Source organism: Ichthyenterobacterium magnum, from assembly GCF_003610635.1.
Classification (GTDB): domain Bacteria; phylum Bacteroidota; class Bacteroidia; order Flavobacteriales; family Flavobacteriaceae; genus Ichthyenterobacterium; species Ichthyenterobacterium magnum.
Genome location: NZ_RAQJ01000009.1, coordinates 1 through 17,392, shown reverse-complemented (window position 1 = coordinate 17,392; position 17,392 = coordinate 1). Strand labels below are relative to the sequence as shown.

Annotated in this window: 22 protein-coding genes; 21 read left to right on the top strand and 1 reads right to left on the bottom strand. The window is 30.6% G+C overall.

Annotated elements, in window-relative coordinates; translation table 11 throughout:
• Positions 1 to 126: 126 nt before the first annotated feature.
• Together BXY80_RS13745 and BXY80_RS14095 are read left to right on the top strand one after the other, a co-directional pair.
• Complete coding sequence (locus BXY80_RS13745; protein ID WP_120202922.1) at positions 127 to 789, top strand: hypothetical protein; 663 nt, start codon at positions 127 to 129, stop codon at positions 787 to 789.
• 137 nt (positions 790 to 926) lie between these two features.
• The gene (locus BXY80_RS14095; RefSeq protein WP_262603411.1) at positions 927 to 1,052 is read left to right on the top strand and encodes a hypothetical protein; all 126 of its coding nucleotides are present in this window, start codon (positions 927 to 929) and stop codon (positions 1,050 to 1,052) included.
• Here BXY80_RS14095 and BXY80_RS13740 read toward each other — a convergent pair.
• Positions 1,035 to 1,313, bottom strand: a complete 279-nt coding sequence (locus BXY80_RS13740) for a hypothetical protein (protein WP_120202920.1) — start codon at positions 1,311 to 1,313, stop codon at positions 1,035 to 1,037. The genes BXY80_RS14095 and BXY80_RS13740 overlap by 18 nt on opposite strands.
• A gap of 44 nt (positions 1,314 to 1,357) precedes the next feature.
• Between BXY80_RS13740 and BXY80_RS13990 the strand changes: the two genes are divergently transcribed.
• The 19 genes from BXY80_RS13990 (at position 1,358) to BXY80_RS13650 (ending at position 17,215) form a co-directional block, all read left to right on the top strand.
• Entirely contained in the window at positions 1,358 to 1,507 is a 150-nt protein-coding gene (locus BXY80_RS13990) for a hypothetical protein (RefSeq protein ID WP_162843326.1), read from the top strand.
• Between the two features lie 525 nt (positions 1,508 to 2,032).
• On the top strand, positions 2,033 to 2,830 hold the full coding sequence (locus BXY80_RS13735) for a hypothetical protein (RefSeq protein WP_120202918.1): 798 nt from the start codon (positions 2,033 to 2,035) through the stop codon (positions 2,828 to 2,830).
• A 215-nt stretch (positions 2,831 to 3,045) separates the two neighbouring features.
• Positions 3,046 to 3,528: a hypothetical protein gene (locus BXY80_RS13730; RefSeq protein WP_147376145.1), complete on the top strand. Its 483-nt coding sequence runs from the start codon at positions 3,046 to 3,048 to the stop codon at positions 3,526 to 3,528.
• 231 nt (positions 3,529 to 3,759) lie between these two features.
• Positions 3,760 to 4,857: a DUF3644 domain-containing protein gene (locus BXY80_RS13725; protein ID WP_120202915.1), complete on the top strand. Its 1,098-nt coding sequence runs from the start codon at positions 3,760 to 3,762 to the stop codon at positions 4,855 to 4,857.
• Between the two features lie 509 nt (positions 4,858 to 5,366).
• A complete protein-coding gene (locus BXY80_RS13720; protein WP_120202913.1) occupies positions 5,367 to 5,945 on the top strand; it encodes a hypothetical protein in 579 nt (192 codons plus the stop codon).
• Positions 5,946 to 6,073: 128 nt separating this feature from the next.
• Positions 6,074 to 6,421, top strand: a complete 348-nt coding sequence (locus BXY80_RS13715) for a hypothetical protein (protein WP_120202910.1) — start codon at positions 6,074 to 6,076, stop codon at positions 6,419 to 6,421.
• A gap of 4 nt (positions 6,422 to 6,425) precedes the next feature.
• Complete coding sequence (locus BXY80_RS13710; protein WP_147376144.1) at positions 6,426 to 6,842, top strand: hypothetical protein; 417 nt, start codon at positions 6,426 to 6,428, stop codon at positions 6,840 to 6,842.
• Between the two features lie 159 nt (positions 6,843 to 7,001).
• The gene (locus tag BXY80_RS13705) at positions 7,002 to 7,406 is read left to right on the top strand and encodes a hypothetical protein (RefSeq protein ID WP_120202906.1); all 405 of its coding nucleotides are present in this window, start codon (positions 7,002 to 7,004) and stop codon (positions 7,404 to 7,406) included.
• 170 nt (positions 7,407 to 7,576) lie between these two features.
• A complete protein-coding gene (locus tag BXY80_RS13700) occupies positions 7,577 to 8,770 on the top strand; it encodes a TlpA family protein disulfide reductase (RefSeq protein ID WP_120202904.1) in 1,194 nt (397 codons plus the stop codon).
• Between the two features lie 194 nt (positions 8,771 to 8,964).
• Positions 8,965 to 9,447 (top strand): VOC family protein, encoded by a 483-nt coding sequence (locus tag BXY80_RS13695; protein ID WP_162843325.1) that lies wholly within the window; start codon positions 8,965 to 8,967, stop codon positions 9,445 to 9,447.
• 507 nt (positions 9,448 to 9,954) lie between these two features.
• A complete protein-coding gene (locus tag BXY80_RS13690) occupies positions 9,955 to 10,560 on the top strand; it encodes a porin family protein (protein ID WP_120202901.1) in 606 nt (201 codons plus the stop codon).
• A 146-nt stretch (positions 10,561 to 10,706) separates the two neighbouring features.
• Complete coding sequence (locus BXY80_RS13685; protein WP_120202899.1) at positions 10,707 to 11,363, top strand: hypothetical protein; 657 nt, start codon at positions 10,707 to 10,709, stop codon at positions 11,361 to 11,363.
• A 2-nt stretch (positions 11,364 to 11,365) separates the two neighbouring features.
• On the top strand, positions 11,366 to 11,734 hold the full coding sequence (locus BXY80_RS13680) for a hypothetical protein (RefSeq protein ID WP_120202897.1): 369 nt from the start codon (positions 11,366 to 11,368) through the stop codon (positions 11,732 to 11,734).
• Positions 11,735 to 11,915: 181 nt separating this feature from the next.
• The gene (locus BXY80_RS13675; protein ID WP_120202895.1) at positions 11,916 to 12,647 is read left to right on the top strand and encodes a DUF3800 domain-containing protein; all 732 of its coding nucleotides are present in this window, start codon (positions 11,916 to 11,918) and stop codon (positions 12,645 to 12,647) included.
• A 612-nt stretch (positions 12,648 to 13,259) separates the two neighbouring features.
• Entirely contained in the window at positions 13,260 to 14,516 is a 1,257-nt protein-coding gene (locus tag BXY80_RS13670) for a TlpA disulfide reductase family protein (RefSeq protein WP_120202894.1), read from the top strand.
• Positions 14,517 to 15,016: 500 nt separating this feature from the next.
• A complete protein-coding gene (locus tag BXY80_RS13665; protein ID WP_120202892.1) occupies positions 15,017 to 15,712 on the top strand; it encodes a hypothetical protein in 696 nt (231 codons plus the stop codon).
• Positions 15,713 to 15,906: 194 nt separating this feature from the next.
• Positions 15,907 to 16,359, top strand: a complete 453-nt coding sequence (locus BXY80_RS13660; protein WP_120202890.1) for a pyridoxamine 5'-phosphate oxidase family protein — start codon at positions 15,907 to 15,909, stop codon at positions 16,357 to 16,359.
• Positions 16,349 to 16,738, top strand: coding sequence for a cupin domain-containing protein (locus BXY80_RS13655; RefSeq protein ID WP_245977307.1), 390 nt, complete (start codon positions 16,349 to 16,351; stop codon positions 16,736 to 16,738). Before BXY80_RS13660 ends, BXY80_RS13655 begins: the two co-directional genes overlap by 11 nt.
• A gap of 9 nt (positions 16,739 to 16,747) precedes the next feature.
• The gene (locus BXY80_RS13650) at positions 16,748 to 17,215 is read left to right on the top strand and encodes a VOC family protein (protein ID WP_120202888.1); all 468 of its coding nucleotides are present in this window, start codon (positions 16,748 to 16,750) and stop codon (positions 17,213 to 17,215) included.
• The last annotated feature ends 177 nt before the right edge of the window (positions 17,216 to 17,392 follow it).

Below are 17,392 nucleotides of genomic sequence, written 5' to 3'. Positions count from 1 at the left end.
CGACTACGTCCGAATCCACTCGGAATTGCTAAAGTCAGTGCTTAACCGAAAATCATTATCTTTAATCCCGTAACTGACGGTTATACGAGACCGTTGTAAGCCATTTACGGAAAACCCTGAAACTGAATGAAAATCGGAATTAATAACATATTTACATCATTTTGGTTTTTTATAATGTTTTTATGTGGTGGAACTTTGACTTACATTTCTTTTGACCGAAATTTATTTACAAGTGATTTAATATTTATTGCAAAGTTTTTTGTTGGACTTATAGTCTTAATGACGATTGGAATTCTATTTTACTTTCTTTATAAATTTAGAATAATAATTATTGACAATAATAAAATCATTTCAATCAACCCATTTTGGTTAAAAAAAGAACAAATTGACCTGACAAAAATCAAGAAACTAAAATTGGAGAATTTTTTTGCTTTTCGTGGAACAGTTTATAGACGAATTGAGATAACTGATATTAAAGGAAAGTTGGAAATTAACGATTTGGAATTTGAAAACTTCGAAAAACTGACCTCTGAAATAAAATTTGACGGAAACAAAAAGAAAGAGATTGACTTAAAACAAGCAAAATCTAACCTTTCGAGTTTAAATTTTAATGTTTATATACTTTCAGGACTTTTAATATTTTTAGTTTTCAATACTATTTGGAATAGCGGATTTCATCCAATCATTCTCGCCTTTTTTATATGTATTGGAATTTTATTGTATGCATCTTTAAAAAGGAAAATTGAATACAAACGAATAATAAAAAACGGCTTACAACACCGTGTATAATTAATTGCTTTGTTACTGCTCGTCTGGAATATTCCTTCGGAATATTCTCAGGTTCGTAAAAGTTTGCTAATTTAGTTGCTTAACCACGCAACTAATGATACACAAACACGTTGTGTGTAATGTAAAAAACGCAACTAATGAACGACATCGAAGATGAAAAAGACGAATTATTAGGAATAGCCGAATGGAATGGAGTACTGATTTATCACTATGAAAGTGGAAAAACAAAAACTGTTGACTTAAATTTAGATAAAAAGGATTAAAGATATTTTATCTGAATTATTAAAACCCTTTTCCTCATACATTTTGTCAATGTCTTTTTCCGTCAAGTTTTCCGATAAGTCGTAGAATTTTAAGAAATACATAACTTCCTCTGCATTTTTTACTATAAATTTAAATGAGTTCCCATGAACTTGATTTGCATCATTAGTTAAATCAAAAGACGAAAAAGTATTTTTACTGTGTTCTATTAAAAAGTCTTTAAGAATAAACAAAGTTTTCCATAATCTATAGTAGTCAGTCATAAATAAAAATTTTGACTAATTTAGGAAAATAAAACAAGTGGATTATGACAAAATTGATTTTAGTACTTCAAGCGTCGTTCAATACACCTGAATATGGAAGTAGTATCGGAGAAACAGTTGAAACTTTATTTGGACTTTTAGTAGTAGTTGTTATAGGAGCGTTGATTTACAGATTGTTCAGTAAAAAGAAATAAAAACACTACACACAACACCGTATATAAAACATTGCTAAGTAATTTCACTTTTGGAAAATCCTCGGTAATAAAAAACAACAGCATTAATTTGCAAACAACAATAATTAACCACCGCAACGTTTCATATACAAAAACGATGGAACACATTCGCCAAAGGCGAACTTTAATTACTTCGTGCTTCGCACTCCCGTCCTTAAAGTAAATGTGTTCCATCTTAGGGGTTAAACCAAATTACTAGTTAGAACTAAATATAAGTATATCGCCTTTAGCAAGCTTCGAGCTAAAACGTGTAACATCGTCGGTTAAAAGTAATTTGGTACAGCTTCTCTAACTCCCAATAAAATAAAATGGCAATTAACGATGATTAACATCTTCTAATTGATGAACAATTCCATGATTTTATAAGGAAGAGGCTTATCATAGAATTGTTATCCATTTTATTGTATCTTCGTTATCATAGCTGAACTACGTTTAACCCCTAAGTTACCCAACATTTGAACTGACTAACTAACTAACTACAAAAGATTGATAACATTTTTATACATAATTGGTGGAATTGGAGCGATATTTTTTATCTATTATTTCATTTCCATATATATCCAATCAAATTCAGTCGAACATAAAGAATACAAACGTAAGCTAAAAGAAAGTTTGGCAGATGAATTCATTATAGACCCTGAAACTGGAACCAAAATCACATTGGAAGAGGCAGAATCTGGACATTGGGTTGCACACGATAACGAATTCAGAACTATATCTGAAACTGAATTGGAAAAGTTACTTACCGAAGACGAAAAACAAATTGAAATTGCACTCAACTATTTAAGAGAAAATAAAGACTATAGAAAAACTGAACTGACTGATGAAGAATTTGACGTTTTTGACAATTCTAAAACTTTGAATAATTATGATGATTGGTCTTACTCAAACCCATTCTCTTTTGATAATGGAATTGTAATATTGCCTGCACCAGAACTACACGGAATGACTTATTATCAAGACGATTATAAAGAATCCCATTTAATGTTTTGGAAAAAAATTAAAAATATAAACGGACATTATTATTTAAGAGAAAAATCAACAGCAGAAAAAGTATTTGATAAATTCAGAAATGATGATGACCTTCAACTTGAAAACTACGAGTGTTTTACTATTAAGAAAAGTTTTGACTTAATACTAATTAACAAACTTCTTGAAAAATTTGAGAGTCAGAAAGGTTTAGAAATTGAGATTAATAATGACAATTTGTTAGTCAAAACATTAAAACTAACAAGTATAGAAGATATTAAACGGATTGAAAAATTATTAAAAAACGTTGGGTAACAACGTGTATAATTAATTGCTTTGGCAAGTGCTTATTTGGAAAATTCCTTCGGAATTTTCTCGCGTTCGTTTTTGTTTACTAAATTAGTTGCAGAAACACGCAACTAACCATACACAATACCGTTGCCACACATTAAATGAAACCGTTAACTTCAATAATATTATTTCTATTTTCTATGCTTATGTATTCTCAACATACACAAAGATTTAAGAATTTGACAAAAGTTTTAGAAAAAACCGAAGTTAAAACGGATACAATTTTTTATAGTAATGATAAGCCCAAATTTATAACGGTTCGAACAAAATTTGAATATGATGGCGGAATTGTTAAAACGAATATCGGAACGACACACGTTTTTTATAGGAACGGAAGAATAGCTCGAATAACTCAAATAGATGAATTTGGGAACTATTTAAATGAAAAATTATTTGATAGAAAAGGCAACCTAACAGAGGAAAGAATTACAACGGAAATCGATAATCGTGCAGAAAACATTGAGGACTATCTCGAATCAGAATCATTTGGCGATTTTAAAAAAACAATTAATTATTACAAATTTTCAAGAAAAACAAAAAGTTGGTATAAGTACAAAGAGGAATTCTTAAATTTAATAAATAGGAAGTTTGAAGAAACCCAAAAGGTTTTGAATGAAAACGGACAAATAATCGAAATAAAGACTAAAAGTTACGCAGAATAACGTGTGGCAACAATGTATATAAAAAATAGCGCAAGTCTTTGCTAACAAAATGGTTTAGGCATTTTTGGAAAGTCGCCAAATTTTTAGATTTGACGATTTCCAATAAAAAGATAAATAGTAAAATTTAAAAATTCGGCTTGTGTTTAATCCGAAAAGTAATCGCTTATTTTCAGCGCTACTTTTCATATACGGAGCCGTTGGCATTCATTAAAACAAACTGCTTCGAAATAAATGACATTAAGAAAAGGAAAAACAAAATCGACTCTCGAAAGCTCTATTGAATCAGCTCTTTTAGCTGTGGAAATTTATAATAAACCGAGAACACCATTTCGAGTAGAAGGATTTATCACACAAATGATAATGGCTTGGACTCGACTTTTTCACGCTCATTTTAATAACACTATTGGAAGCAGATATTATTACAAAAATGCAAATGGCAGATACCAAACAATTGACGGAGAAAAAAAATCTTGGGAATTAAAAACTTGCGTTACAAAACACGGAGGAATTCCATCTTCAGTTAAATCAAACTTAACTTTCTTTATAAAGCTTCGTAATAAAATTGAACATCGTCATATTGACCGAGAAGAAGTCGGAATAATGATTTTTGGCGAATGTCAAGCACTACTCTACAATTATGAAAATACCCTAATTGATTTTTTTGGAGAAGAATATGCTTTAAACGAAAGTTTGTCTTTTTCTATTCAATTTTCGAGATTACGAAAAAAATCTCAACTGAAAGCGAGTAAAAAATTACTATCAAAAGAAATTAAGGAATTAAAAACTTTTATTGAGACTTATCGAAATTCTTTAACTGACGAAATTTTTAACACGCAAGAGTATAGTATCAAACTAATTCAAGTTCCTAAAATATCAAATACCAATAGAAATGATTTGGCAGTAGAATTTGTTAACTGGAATTCAATTTCTGATGCTGATAGAGAGAATTATGATAAAGTAACTGCAATAATAAAAGATAAAGTAGTAAAAAAAGAAGCAATAAATCCGGGAAAAAGAAAACCAAGTGACGTAATTACCAAAGTTAATTCAGAAATAGATTTTACAATAAATCATTACGACCATAAGTGCTTATATTGTTGTTTTAAAATAAGACCAGGAAGTGCAAATGATATTGACGACCCTTTTGATACAGATGCGAATTATTGCCATTATGACGAAGTGCACGATGATTATGTCTATCAAGATGCTTGGGCTGAATTGATAATTAGAGGAATAAACGCAGGAACATTATCAAAAGATATTTGGAAAGCAAAATTTAAAGCAAAAGAGAGTTTTGAATTAAGTGAATTTGAATTAGTAGAAGAATAACGAAATGCCAACAACGTGTATAATTAATGGCTAGTTCGAGCTTACTTACGAAAATCCTCGCGGATTTTCTATTCGGTTTTTATTTGCTAAATTAGTTGCTTGAACACGCCACAAATCATACACAAACACGATGGAACACATTCGCCAAAGGCGAACTTTAATTACTTCGTGCTTCGCACTCCCGTCCTTAAAGTAAATGTGTTCCATCTTAGGGGTTAAACCAAATTACTAGTTAGAACTAAATATAAGTATATCGCCTTTAGCAAGCTTCGAGCTAAAACGTGTAACATCGTCGGTTAAAAGTAATTTGGTACAGCTTCTCTAACTCCCAATAAAATAAAATGGCAATTAACGATGATTAACATCATCTAATTGATGAACAATTCCATGATTTTATAAGGAAGAGGCTTATCATAGAATTGTTATCCATTTTATTGTATCTTCGTTATCATAGCTGAACTACGTTTAACCCCTAAGTTGTGCACAATTTGACCAAACCAAAATCTTGAGTGGAAATATTTGATAGAATACTTGAATTGATTAATGCAAATCTGATTTATTGCTTACCAGCAATGATTCTGACTTTGTTAATTCTTCAATTACTTTTCAAAGACAGATTACAGTTCAAAAAAGCATACCGAATAATAAAATGGATAATAATTGGGTACGCAATAGTCAACTTGATTTACTTCCTGATTGGATTAATTGTTTATCCTGACCAATCTGCTTTTCTCAATCGAGCGACTGGAAAATACTGGTTGAGTTATTGGATAATGATGTTTTCAGCCGTTTTCCTTCCGTTTTCTCTACTTTATAAAAATATCGGACTAAAGCCATTTTATTTACTTTTCGTTTCGGTTATGATGAAAATTGGTTGGTATTTTGAAAGGTACGTGATTTTTCTTGCCGACTACAATATCAGACAATTTGACCCTGAAAGAGAATCTGATTGGCTGACTTCACCTTGGAGCGGATTTTATCTGACTTGGATTCAAGGTCTTATTTTAGCGCTAATTTTAATCGGACTGACAACAATAATTGGACGAAATAAAAGAACAAAAACTGTGCACAACAACGTGTATAATTAATTGCTTTGGCAAGTGCTTATTTGGAAAATTCCTTCGGAATTTTCTCGCGTTCGTTTTTGTTTACTAAATTAGTTGCTGAAACACGCAACTAACCATACACAAAACCGTTACCTGCAAGCTGAAAACCGATGAACATAGAGACAGCAAGATATATTTCAAATTACTACCATCGATTTTTCAACGATAAGGAAAATATCGCTCATCGACATATAGATTCATTATTTAAACTAAATGGAGAACCTGAAAGTTCATCTCGATATAAAATTTATAAACGTAAAGGTTGGATAACGACTGATAAAGAAGCTCTTGAATTAATTAAAAATGGAGAAACAGAATTCTTTATAAATACAGCTAACCGAATATTAAAAGAATACAAAAGTGAAATCTTTTTAAACAATTGTCCGAATTGTAAAAAATTAGCAAGAACACCTAAAGCTAGACAATGCAGACATTGCGGAAATAAATGGTTTGAATAAAAATATGAAAGGAGAACCAAGAGGACGATTATATCAAGAATCAGAATTTGTTTTTGATGAGTTTAATGGATTAAAAATTGAACAATTGATTGTATGTGAAAATCATAAATCAGAACCTATATTAATTTATATAAAAGTTAAAAACAGAAATTGGCATCAATACTTTCTTGATGCTGGAATAGGGTTTTGGGAAAATTGGGATAATTTAGAAGATATCGAAGATGATGAACAGTTCAAATATGTAGACTCAACTGAAAAACTAAACTTGAACGGAAAACAGATTTCTAAAATCTATTGCACTAGTGATTTTAAGAATAGTAGAATTGTTATTGAATTTAAAAATAAAGAAAAGCTGATTCTAAAATGTGTGAATCCAGAGATTTTCGATTCTGAATGTGAATTAATTAAAACAACCGAATAAAGCCAGCAGGTAACAACGTATATAATTTATTGCTTGGTTCTAGCCTACTTACGAAAATCCTCGCGGATTTTCTATTTGGTTTTTATTTGCTAAATTACGTACTAAACCACGCAACAAACCATATACAAACACGTTACCTGCAAGCTGAAAACAGAACTTATGAAAATAATCGGAACATTAATTTTACTGCTGATTTCCCTAAATATATTTGGACAAAATCTCTCTGAATGCGGAATTGACAATAATCCGAAACTCACCCAAGCGGAATCTGAATATCTGAACGCATATCTGACTGAAAAAAGAAACGGTTTTGATTTTAATGACAAAAAAGTGATTTTCGTAACTGGAAATAGTGGCAACCGAATTGGAACTAAAAAGGAATATTTTGACTACATAAAAAAGTGGAATGAAAAAGACTCTAAAGTAGCGACTGGAATTGATATTCTCACTACTGACCAAAAATTGGAATCTGATGGATACGATGTTATTGTAACTTATTGGGTTAAGGTTTTGACTGAAAAACGGAAAAAGAAAATATTAACTGAAATAAAAGCCAGCAGGTAACAATGTGTATAATTCATTGCTAGTAAAAGCTTACTTACGAAAGTCCTCGCGAACTTTCTATCTGTGATTATTTGCTAACTTTAGTGCTTAAACACGCAACGAAATCATACACTAGACCGTTAGCATAAATAGCTCAATCGAAACTTGAGCAAACAATTTGAAATCAAAGAATGAAAGAAAAATTAATTATCATATCTAAAATAATATTAGGTATTTTATCAATAATTCTTCCTTTTATTGCAATTGTATATTTATTAACTAATGTTGTACGAATTTACGAATACGACCAATTAAAATGGATTGCTTTATTAATTTGTGCATTAGGATTTTACATTTCTGGTATTATAAATAGAAAAACACCATTAAAGCTCATTCCTTTATTATATATATCGTTATTTATATTTATACCTATGAGATGTTTTTATTTTCCTCTCATATATTTTCTCGTCCTATTTTCAACAATAAGTTTAATTCTTACCAGAAAAGAGTTTAATAAAAAAATCAAATTGACTTCAATGACAATAATGAGTGGAATATTTATATATTTTCTTTTTTCGCAACCATTAATTATTAAACAAGGAGAAACAATACAGAAAAACCAATATGGAGATTTAATAAATGGTAAGACGATTTGGGATTTCTCTAAAAAGAAAAGCAAATTGTTACCAGAATCCACTTTCTTAGATTCACACTCTAAACTCTTTGACTTAAAATCTTTAAAAGATAAAACATTATACATTTCTTTTTGGGCTACTTGGTGTAGACCATGTCATTTAGAAAAACCCGAACTTGAAAAGTTAAAAGCAGATTTTGGTAACAATAAAAAAATAGTATTTATTGACATATCTGTTGATAGTGACCAAGAAAAATGGAAAGAATATATAGAAATTAATAAACCTTCTGGAATTCAACTAATTTCAAAAGATTACGCTAAAACAAGAAATTTATTCGAATTGTCTGGTATTCCAGCACACATAGTTGTTAATACAAAAGGTGAATTAGCAAAAGAAAGAACAATAAAAAAAGCTTATTCTTTATTGTCAGATTCTATTCATCTAAATGATTTCATTAACAGAAAACTTCCAAAAGAAACTAATTCATTTAACATAGAAAATTATAGAATGGTAAAATATGTAGAATTTGATTCTATAAATACGGTTTATTATACAACTAATGAGAAAGATAGATTAATAGCGAGTGAACTGAATGATTATATTGATACTCTGAGAAAAGAACAGAAATCAAAATTCATAAATCTATTAATTGAAAAACATCCTATTCAAGATAAGGATTCAATTATTTATAAAGTTGTTTTTAACAAAAGTAAAGTGGATATTTTAAAAATGAATCAATCAAACAAATAGACAATCTGACTGTTTCACTACATATGCTAACAACGTGTATAACCAATTGCTTGGTTTGTGTGTACTCGGAAATTCCTAACGGATTTTCCTATTGGTTCAGTTTCTTTTGTTAACTTAGTTCTCGCCAACGCAACAAGCCATACACGAACACGTTAGCCATAATTAAAAACCCCAAACTAAAATATTTGATGAAAATGAAACTAATAAAACTCTTAATTATCAATCTTTTTATAATATTTATTTTATTTAGTTGCGATAATAAAGAAAAAACAATAATGGAAAAAGAAAACGGAATGAAGATAGGACTCACAACAATATTTACAAATGACTTAGACCAAATGAAAATATTCTTCAATGATAAAATGGGAATACCTATTGAAAATGAAAATTCCGATTTTATTGAATTCAAAATAGAGAATTATAGATTTGCTGTAGGTTTAAGAGAATCAATGTATAAGACACTAAAAGACAGCACATATTTAGGAAAAAGAAAAGGAGCGGCAGTTGGAATAGGATTTTTTCTATCATCTAAAGAGAAAGTGGACAGTACATATATGGCAATGAAAAAAAATGGTGTTTTCTTTAATCAAGAACCCAAATTGATGCCTTGGAATGAATACACTGCTTTTTTTAAAGACCCTGACGGAAACATTCACGAATTGATAAGTGAAAAATAACTATGGCTAACACTGTATATAATTTATTGCTAGTTCTAGCCTACTTACGAAAATCCTCGCGGATTTTCTATTCGGTTTTTATTTGCTAAATTAGCTACCTAAAACACGCAACAAACCATATACAAAAACGATGGAACACATTCGCCAAAGGCGAACTTTAATTACTTCGTGCTTCGCACTCCCGTCCTTAAAGTAAATGTGTTCCATCTTAGGGGTTAAACCAAATTACTAGTTTGAACTAAATATAAGTATATCGCCTTTAGCAAGCTTCGAGCTAAAACGTGTAACATCGTCGGTTAAAAGTAATTTGGTACAGCTTCTCTAACTCCCAATAAAATAAAATGGCAATTAACGATGATTAACATCTTCTAATTGATGAACAATTCCATGATTTTATAAGGAAGAGGCGTATCATAGAATTGTTATCCATTTTATTGTATCTTCGTTATCATAGCTGAACTACGTTTAACCCCTAAGTTACAAACAATTTAAACCAAACTTTACGAAATGAAAAAACTATTATTATTACCACTACTTATGTTATTTTTTTCAATAACAAATGCCCAAGATTCAAAATTTGAAATCGGACCAGAAATTGGAGCTAACTTTAGCAGTTATGCTTTTAGTGATGGAGATTTTGATGACAAATCACTAACTCGAATTTCATTTGGAGCAATCGCTAAAATCAATTTTTCTGAAAATTGGTCATTAAAAGGAAAATTGAAATATGATGGTAAAGGCTCAAAAGCCAACGACGGTTCTTTTGAGGAAAAACTTAATTACATAACTCTTCCTGTTATGGCAGAATGGAATTTTGGAAATGGAGACCTAAAAGGTTTCTTGAATTTTGGACTTTATGCTGGTTTTCTGACTTCTGCAAAAACGGAATTTGAGGATGGAGAAGAATTAGACATAAAAGATGATGTTAAATCAACTGATTTTGGAGGTGCTTACGGAATTGGTATTATTTATAAGTTGAAAGATAACATGAACTTGATTTTTGAAATCGGAGGACAAACTGGAGCAATTGATTTAGAAGATGGTGAAGGTTCAGCATTAATAATTAGAAATCAGGTTTTGAGTGCTAACATCGGAGTTACATTCGGAATATAAAAACTGTTTGTAACACCGTGTATAATTAATTGCTTGGTCACTGCCGACTTACGAACATTCCTGCGGAATATTCTATCTGTGATTTATTTGCTAAATTAGTTGCTTTACCACGCAACTAACCATACACAAGACCGTTGTGTTTAATTATGAAAGAAACTTCAGAACATACAATAAAAATTTTTCTGAAATTCGGACAAAAAGAACACATCAAAGATTTGTTTGAAAATGGGACTATTTTTCTTAATTCAATCGAGTATTTCAGAAAATTAGAAGATAATGGACTTCGAGGTGACCGCTACGAGGGAATAAGTAAACTTCACAATTTACCATCTGGTGAATTTGAAATTAAAAGCCTTAATTATAAAGGCAAATATATTTCAATGCAGATAAGAGAAAGTTACCAAGAAATTATTGGAAACATATACAGTCTTTATGCTGTTTCGTCATTCGGATTTCCGAACCCATTGGAATTCAAAATTGACGATAGAAATTCTGAATTTGGTTCACATTGTCTAATGATAAAAAATCTTCCTCTTTTTTTTCAAAAAATTGAGCAAGAATTGAATAATTTAAAACTTAAATTTAGACACGGATTTGTAAAATACTACGATGCAAGCAAATTTAATGGACAAATTACTCTTTTTCAAAAACCAATGGAATATGAATATCAAAAGGAATTTAGATTTTATGTTGAGCGTAATAGCACTGAACCTCTGATTTTGAATATTGGAAGTCTGAAAGATATTGCCGAAATTTATGAATCAAAAGAATTAATAAAAGAAATAGAATTAACAGTAAAATAATTATGGAAATAGGAATTGAAAGAGATAACGGAAAAGTAGTAGGTTATAAAATTGACGGAGAAATAATCAACGGACTTTATATCACTCTTGAATTTGATAAAGTAAGTGATAATTGTAAAAACTTTGGAATTCAATTAGAAACACCAAAAGACGGTACAATTGCACAAAAACTATCAAAAAGAGACAATTTATGCATTGTAACATTAAAAATAGATAAAGAAAATCAAGTACAATATTTGGTTGGCAATGATATGAGTTTGATTGAATTAAATTCTATGCCTGAAAACCAAATGCCTGCTGAATTTAGAAATATGATTACTCAAGCATACGAAATGACTCAAAAGAACAGATTGTCTGACTTTTTAAAGTAATCGAAAAATAACTAAACACAACAACGTGTATAATTAATTGCTTTGGTCGTTGATTATTTGGAAAATTCCTTCGGAATTTTCTCGCGTTCGTTTTTGTTTACTAAATTAGTTGCTTTACCACGCAACTAACCATACACAAGACCGTTTCATACAACAAAAATACGAATACAGATTAAAATTTATGACAGAAAAAGGAGACTACATTGTTTATGTGGATGAATCAGGAGACCACGGATTGAAAAATATAGACAATAATTACCCAATATTTGTATTGACTTTTTGTTGTTTTAAAGTATCTGATTACATAGAGCAAGCAGTTCCAGAACTTCAACGTTTTAAATTCAAGTATTTTGGTCACGACCAAATAGTTTTACACGAAATAGATATTAGAAAAACTAAAGAGCCTTTTAAGTTTTTGCGAACTAACAGAGAGTTAAGAGAAAATTTTATGTCAGATTTATCGAAAATTATCGAAAAAATACCTTTTCAAATTGTTCCTATCGTTATTGACAAAAGAAAACTTATGTCGAAATACAATAAGCCTTTTAACCCATATCATTTAGGTTTACGCTTCGGTTTGGAAAAGCTAAATCAGATATTATTATATAACGGTCAAGAAGGAAAAGAAATTTCTTTGATTTTTGAAAAAAGGGGAAATAACGAAGACAAAGATTTAGAACTTGAGTTTTTGAGAATTTGTACGGAAAATGAGCAGTTCGGATACAAAAACATAAACTTTGGTAAAATGGTATATAAATTTTTAATCTCTGACAAAAAAACAAATTCTAGTGGATTGCAATTAGCAGACCTAACAGCTAGACCAATTGGACTGAAATATTTAAAACCAAGTCAAGTAAATAGAGCTTATGATATAATTGAAAAGAAGAAATTTGGTTATAAGGTATTCCCTTAAAAAACAAAATCCCCAGTAAAGACCGAGGAAAAATGCCGACCGGGAAAAGCCCAATCCGAGTACAAATATACATAATATATATGTATTAACCAAAAAAAGCAAAGTACGAAAACACAACAACGTGTATAAAACATAGCTATTACAGGCTTTCCGAGAGGTTTTTGTATATTTACAAAGCTCGTGCTAAATCCGAAAAGTTAGCGTTTATTTATACGCTACGTTTCATACACAAACCGATGGAACACATTCGCCAAAGGCGAACTTTAATTACTTCGTGCTTCGCACTCCCGTCCTTAAAGTAAATGTGTTCCATCTTAGGGGTTAAACCAAATTACTAGTTTGAACTAAATATAAGTATATCGCCTTTAGCAAGCTTCGAGCTAAAACGTGTAACATCGTCGGTTAAAAGTAATTTGGTACAGCTTCTCTAACTCCCAATAAAATAAAATGGCAATTAACGATGATTAACATCTTCTAATTGATGAACAATTCCATGATTTTATAAGGAAGAGGCGTATCATAGAATTGTTATCCATTTTATTGTATCTTCGTTATCATAGCTGAACTACGTTTAACCCCTAAGTTGTGCAAAATTTAAAACCGAAATCTATAATGAAACTTATTACAAGATTTATCCTGTTCTTAACAATTGTATTTTTCTTCAATTGTTCGTCTGAAAAAGACCAATTCCTTGAAATTAACGGAAAAACAGTTGGAATCGACACAAAATCAATTCTTTTAATTAAAGCAGGTCAATACCTTGATTCTGATTCAATAATTGAAATACCTGTTACAGATGGAAAATTTCATTATAAAACAAAATTGGATTTCCCAGAATCTGTAGAATTATTTCTGGGAAAAGCAAAAAATCAAGGAGGAAGACCTATGCCTTTATTTTTGGATAATGAGAAAATCGATTTGACAATATACGCAGAAGAAGAATTTGACAAAAACCAAGTCGAAGGTGGTAAACTAAATTCTCAATATAAAAAGTATAAAGAAAATTACGACAATAAATTCAACTCAAGAATAAAACCTTTACAAGATAGTATAAGTCTATTATTTGAAAATGACCAATATAATAGTGACAAGGCGAAATTACTTTATGCAGAATTAAGAAAGACTAAAAGCCAAGATAAAAAAATAATTATCTATGAAAAAATTGGAAATTTAAAAGAAGTTAATCAGCATTTAAGTCCAAAAGCAGAAATTATAGAAAACAAATTAAAACCAATTTACGAGGAGCAGAAAATATTTCAGCAAGATTATATAGAAAATAATCCCTCTATTGTATCGTATTCATTCTTTATAAATGACCTTATGTACAATAAAGAAAATATGGATATTAATTTGGCTAAAAATAATCTTCAGATACTATCAAAAGCAAACCCTAATCACCCTTACAATGAGTTAGCTTCAAACTTAACTGATGCAATTGAGAACATAAAAGTCGGAAAAAAATATACAGACTTTTCAGCACCCGACTTAAACGGGAATGTAATCAAACTTTCCGACAAAATTGATGGTAAAATAGCATTATTAGACTTATGGGCAACTTGGTGTGGACCTTGTATAGCTAAAAGCAGAACAATGGTTCCTCTATATAATGAATTTAAAAACAAAGGCTTTACAATTGTAGGAATCGCAGGAGAACGGAAAAATACTGATAGATTGGTTAGATTTCTTGAAAAAGAAAAATGGCCTTGGCTAAATTTAGTGGAGCTTGATAAACAAAATAATATATGGCAAAAGTACAATGTAGACGGCGGCGGCGGCGGAATATTTCTAATTGACGAAAAAGGACTGATTCTAGCAAAAGACCCAACTGCAGAAGAAGTTAGAAATGAATTAGAATCTCGATTGAATTAAAAAAACTTTGCACAACAATGTGTATAATTCATTGCTAGTTATAGCCTACTTACGAAAGTCCTCGCGGACTTTCTATCTGTGATTTATTTGCTAACTTTAATGCTTAAACACGCAACGAAATCATACACTAGACCGATGGAACACATTCGCCAAAGGCGAACTTTAATTACTTCGTGCTTCGCACTCCCGTCCTTAAAGTAAATGTGTTCCATCTTAGGGGTTAAACCAAATTACTAGTTAGAACTAAATATAAGTATATCGCCTTTAGCAAGCTTCGAGCTAAAACGTGTAACATCGTCGGTTAAAAGTAATTTGGTACAGCTTCTCTAACTCCCAATAAAATAAAATGGCAATTAACGATGATTAACATCATCTAATTGATGAACAATTCCATGATTTTATAAGGAAGAGGCTTATCATAGAATTGTTATCCATTTTATTGTATCTTCGTTATCATAGCTGAACTACGTTTAACCCCTAAGTTGTACAACATACCCAAAATGAACAAACTGCTGACAATTTTACTTCTGATTTCTCTATTTCTGTCTTGTAAACACGACATTAAATCTGAATTGGAATTTTATGCAGAAAACCAAACTTCATTTTTCGATTTGAGAAATGGAGACTGGACAAAAAACTCGTGGATTAGAAAACCCGAAAACCTAAAAATGGTACACGAATCGTTTAAAAAATTTGGTTATGGAAAACTTGAGAACCTGATTTCAAAAAGCGAAAGTCATTTCCTAATCGAAGGAATTTATATAAAGCGGAATTTTGAGAATGTAATGGACAGTTTGCAATTGACTTACAACAAGCCCGAAATACAAACCAAGTATTACGCTGAATTTTGGAATCGCAGAAAAGCGGAGAATAACGACTCAATCGTTTATCAAATAATCCGAGAATTTAACTCTATGAAATCAGACAAAAGTCAGCGGAATTATAAAAATCAGTTTGTAAATGATACTTTGTTTGACTTATTGAAAATTGAATTTAACAATGACAATCTGAATTCAGAAAAAGCGGAATTGGATTTTTATACATTAAAGAAATACGGATTCCATCAATCAGCCTATAACCTACTCTTTGAACGAGCAGAATATTCTGAATTGGAATTAGACCGAGAAAATTTAAAAAAGGAATTATCAAAAGTAACGGAATTTACTTATCCTTGGTTAATGGATACAGAAAAGTAAGTACGTTGTACAACAACGTGTATAATTAATTGCTAAGTTGGTTAAGACAAGGAAATTCTCCTACAAATTACTATCTTGTCTAGCGGAAAAATTAGAGCTAAACAGCTCGCGTCTTTCCTCGGAGCTTCAGCCGCACACGCGAGCTGTAATTCCGCAACTAACCATACACAAACACGTTGTAAACAAGCTAAAAAATGGAACTATCAACAGAAATTAAGGAATATATAGACAGAAGTGTTCTCTGTTGGCTTGCGACAGTATCAAATGAAAACATACCCAATGTTTCGCCAAAAGAAATTTTCAACTATTACGGAACTGACAAAATAATTGTTGCGAATATTGCTTCACCTCAAACTGTTCAGAATATTAAGCATAACAAAAATATTTGCATAAGCTTTATTGATATTCTGGTACAGAAAGGATTTCAATTAAAAGGAAAAGCAAGAATTATTGAAAAAACTAATTCTGATTTTCTACAAATGGAAAAAGTACTAACTGAAATGACTGGTGGAGATTTTCCTTTTTCAACAATAACGGAAATTACTTTAGAACAAGTCAAATCAATCATTGCACCAAAATATATTCTCTATCCTAAAACAACGGAAAAAGAACAAATTGAAAGTGCAAAAAAAGCATATGGAATTTAATTTTAAATCAGAGATGGAAATAAACAAAGTCAACGTTCAATCAAAACTAAATACATTTAACGAATATTGGACGCCAAAAATAGTTGGAGAATTAAATAATCAGTTTGTTAAAATAGCAAAGTTTAAAGGAGAATTTGTGATGCACAAACACGAACAAGAAGATGAACTTTTCTATGTTATAAATGGTAAATTATTTATTGAGTTAATAGATAAAACTTTGGAGCTAAATTCAGGGGAATTTGTAATCATTCCGAAAGGTATTGAACATAAACCATACGCTCACGAAGAGGTAAGTGTGATGTTATTTGAACCTGCATCGACACTAAATACTGGAAATACCGAAAACGAATTGACAGTATCGGATTTGGATAAAATATAGATACATAAAATGAAATTCGCTCACACAAATATAGTTTGTACAAATTGGAAAAAACTTGCAGATTTTTATGTAAAGACTTTCAATTGCAAAATTATCCCGCCAATTAGAAAGCAATCTGGAGAATGGCTTGAAAATGGTACTGGTTTAAAGAATGCCAAATTAGAAGGTGCACATCTTTTACTTCCAGGATATGGAGAAAATGGACCAACACTTGAAATTTACCAATACGAGACTATAGAAACACAAGATTTTGTTCCACCCAATAAAAGAGGTTTTGGACATATTGCTTTTGAAGTTGAAAATGTAGAATCAGTTATGAAAGATTTAAAAAAAAATGGTGGTAAGCCATTTGGGAAAATCACAAAGAGAGAGGTTAGAGGTGTTGGAGAAATTACATTTATTTATGTTAGAGACCCAGAAGGAAATTTAATTGAATTACAAAGCTGGAGAAAAGCCAGTTTACAACAACGTATATAATTTATTGCTAGTTCTAGCCTACTTACGAAAATCCAAGCGGATTTTCTATTCGGTTTTTATTTGCTAAATTAGGTGTTTAAACCACGCAACAAACCATATACAACAACGATGGAACACATTCGCCAAAGGCGAACTTTAATTACTTCGTGCTTCGCACTCCCGTCCTTAAAGTAAATG